Source organism: Aquamicrobium segne, assembly GCF_042656785.1.
GTDB lineage: Bacteria > Pseudomonadota > Alphaproteobacteria > Rhizobiales > Rhizobiaceae > Mesorhizobium > Mesorhizobium segne.
In genome coordinates this window covers 1-2,416 of record NZ_JBHSLL010000075.1, presented here as the reverse complement: position 1 = coordinate 2,416, position 2,416 = coordinate 1, and the positions used below count along the sequence as shown (strand labels likewise).

The following is a 2,416-nucleotide window of genomic DNA, read 5'->3' as shown; positions in this document are numbered from 1 at the left end:
GCTAACGCGTATCCTACTGCTAATTACGCCTACGGTTGTCATAAATTCGCAACAGCTTCGGAAAAAGTGTACTGGTTGCATGCACGCGATTGGATTACCGCGAGCTGCTCAGACAAGCACAGGGCCTCGCCCGAGACTGAAGCCAGCCGAATGCAGATGAAATAGAATTGGTAATTCTGTTTCAATGTCCCGCTCACGTTTATATCTTTGCGGGGTCAAGTCCCGCGTCCCGAAGCCTACCTGAAATCTTCTTCATCTTGGCGAATTCAGTCCCCCACGATTTATTGAGGTCGAGGGCGGCGCAGAAATCCTTCCCCGACGTCCCCTCCAAATCGTCTGCATATTTAAGCACTTGAAGGTGCAGTTCGGCCACGTAACCATTTCGGGGGGCCGTATCGATAGCGTCGCGGATCATCTTAAAAACGTCCTTAGTTGGCATATGAACTCCTCGTTAGCGTATGCGGGCATGTTGCCGTAGAAAAAAGCTTTTTGCAAATATCTTTTTGCTAAATATTCAAATTGGCAGAATTTGAAACAGAATCACAGTATTCTGTTTCAATGTCCGACCTGATCGACCCCCAAGGACGCCGTCTCTATCTGACCGCTGCCGAGCGTTCCGCCTTCCTTGTCGCCGCGGCCAAAGCGTCGCGCGAGGTGCGATCCTTTTGCGAAGTGCTGCACTTCACCGGATGCCGAATTTCCGAGGCACTGGCGCTTACCATGAAGCGCGTTGACCTGGACGGACAGGTGCTGGTGTTTGAAACGCTCAAAAAGCGACGCAGGGGCGTCTACAGAGCCGTTCCAGTACCTCCGCGCCTCCTGAATACCCTCGACCTCGTCCATGGCGTCAGGGAGGCCCGCAAGGGCCGTAGTGATCCACTGCTATGGGATTGGAGCCGCACTACCGCATGGCGGCATGTGAAGGCGGTTATGAACGCCGCAGACATCGAGGGGTCGCATGCCAGCCCAAAAGGGCTACGCCATGGCTACGGTGTCGCCGCGATCAGCGCGGCTGTGCCGCTTAATCTGCTATCGAAGTGGATGGGCCATGCAGCCATTGAGACGACAGCGATCTATGCCAATGCTTTGGGGGAAGAACAGCGCTCAATTGCCGAGCGCATGTGGTAATAATCCTGCTTGCTGCGGAAAACGTGATCTTTAAGTTTCCATTAACAATATAAATCTATAGCACTATAGTATGAAGATTCTGGCAGTCATCTCCCAAAAAGGTGGGGTGGGTAAAACCACCCTTGCAACGGCGCTTGCCGTAGCCGCTGAGCAGGACGGCAAGAACGTTGCCCTGTTTGACCTCGATCCGCAGGCATCAGCCTGCTTTTGGGCCGACCGTCGTCGGGACACGGGCAAAGGCGAAACACCTGTTGTGAGAGACGTGAATTTTAACCGTCTACCTCATGTCCTTGAGGCTATGCGGAATGGCGGGGCCGATCTGGTCATTCTGGACTGTCCCCCGCAACAACGGGACATTGCTGACGCCGCCTTGAGTGTAGCTGATATGGTGCTAATACCGACGCGCGCCGAAGCGCTCGATATTCGCGCCATGACGCAGACCGTCAGGCTTGCGCAGCAGATGGGTAAGCAGGCGTCTGTTGTCTTGACCTTCTGTCCGCCCACTGGCCCGGAGGTCGAGCAGACCCGCGAGATCGTGGCCCAGCTTAAAGCCGACCTTGTGCCGGTTTCTATCCACTTGCGCAAAGCCTTTGCCCGCGCGCAGCAGGATGGCCAGACCGCCCAAGAATATGAACCGACCAGCAAGGCGGCAGCTGAAATTCAAAGGCTATATGAATATAGCCGTACAGCCCTATACGGAAAGGATTCCCATGGCAAAGCCAAAGCCAAATCTCGCCGGGTTGCTTGACAATATACCGGAGGCACCGCCGCTTGCCACGCGGCAGACGCGGCAGCGCCTGCATGGAGAAGTGGCAACTGAACGAACCGTATTGGTTGGCGCTAATCTCCCCCCAGTCTATGCCCGCAATCTGGCGTTCCTTCACGCCGAAACCGGCCGCAGCAAAAAGCAGCTTTTGCGGGAAGCGCTCGACATGCTGTTCACGTCCAAAGGTGGAGCAGGGATTAAGTTTTAATCCTGTATTCCTATACAGTTATAGGATTGATTCAGATTTGGAGAAATGGGCCGACTCTGGCATGATTCATTGTTAGCCATGTGATTCATTGGAAATTTCAAGGAGGGCCTAGGCCCAGATACACAAAAACCCGCCAAGGGCGGGCTTCTGATAGTCCGGAGATAAAACCGGGAAGAATTCTTCTGTGGTGGTTGAATTCTCCCAAATCTCCGGAGTTTTTGCAAGAGGTTTCTTGCCACGGCTTTGTGCGCCCTGCGTTTAAGCCGTGAGCGGCCCACTCCTTTGGCGGTTCATGCAACCGAAAGGGGGAACCA

4 protein-coding genes are annotated in these 2,416 nt (G+C 54.3%); 3 read left to right on the top strand and 1 reads right to left on the bottom strand.

Going from position 1 to position 2,416, the window contains the following annotated elements; genetic code table 11:
* Nucleotides 1–199: 199 nt before the first annotated feature.
* Nucleotides 200–439 (bottom strand): HTH-like domain-containing protein, encoded by a 240-nt coding sequence (locus ACFPLB_RS17550; protein ID WP_378232083.1) that lies wholly within the window; start codon nucleotides 437–439, stop codon nucleotides 200–202.
* 119 nt (nucleotides 440–558) lie between these two features.
* Between ACFPLB_RS17550 and ACFPLB_RS17545 the strand changes: the two genes are divergently transcribed.
* The 3 genes from ACFPLB_RS17545 (at nucleotide 559) to ACFPLB_RS17535 (ending at nucleotide 2,102) form a co-directional block, all read left to right on the top strand.
* Nucleotides 559–1,128 (top strand): tyrosine-type recombinase/integrase, encoded by a 570-nt coding sequence (locus ACFPLB_RS17545; RefSeq protein WP_378232081.1) that lies wholly within the window; start codon nucleotides 559–561, stop codon nucleotides 1,126–1,128.
* A gap of 70 nt (nucleotides 1,129–1,198) precedes the next feature.
* Nucleotides 1,199–1,876: an AAA family ATPase gene (locus ACFPLB_RS17540; protein ID WP_378232080.1), complete on the top strand. Its 678-nt coding sequence runs from the start codon at nucleotides 1,199–1,201 to the stop codon at nucleotides 1,874–1,876.
* Nucleotides 1,839–2,102 carry a ribbon-helix-helix domain-containing protein gene (locus ACFPLB_RS17535; protein ID WP_378232079.1) on the top strand — a complete coding sequence of 88 codons (264 nt, stop codon included), beginning with the start codon at nucleotides 1,839–1,841 and terminating at the stop codon, nucleotides 2,100–2,102. The genes ACFPLB_RS17540 and ACFPLB_RS17535 overlap by 38 nt, the downstream gene beginning before the upstream one ends.
* Nucleotides 2,103–2,416: the final 314 nt, after the last annotated feature.

Excerpts from the sequence above, each read along its gene's own strand:
- ACFPLB_RS17535 (WP_378232079.1), top strand. The coding sequence starts at position 1,839 with ATGGCAAAGCCAAAGCCAAATCTCGCCGGGTTGCTTGACAATATACCG.
- ACFPLB_RS17550 (WP_378232083.1), bottom strand. The coding sequence starts at position 439 with ATGCCAACTAAGGACGTTTTTAAGATGATCCGCGACGCTATCGATACG.
- ACFPLB_RS17540 (WP_378232080.1), top strand. The coding sequence starts at position 1,199 with ATGAAGATTCTGGCAGTCATCTCCCAAAAAGGTGGGGTGGGTAAAACC.
- ACFPLB_RS17545 (WP_378232081.1), top strand. The coding sequence starts at position 559 with ATGTCCGACCTGATCGACCCCCAAGGACGCCGTCTCTATCTGACCGCT.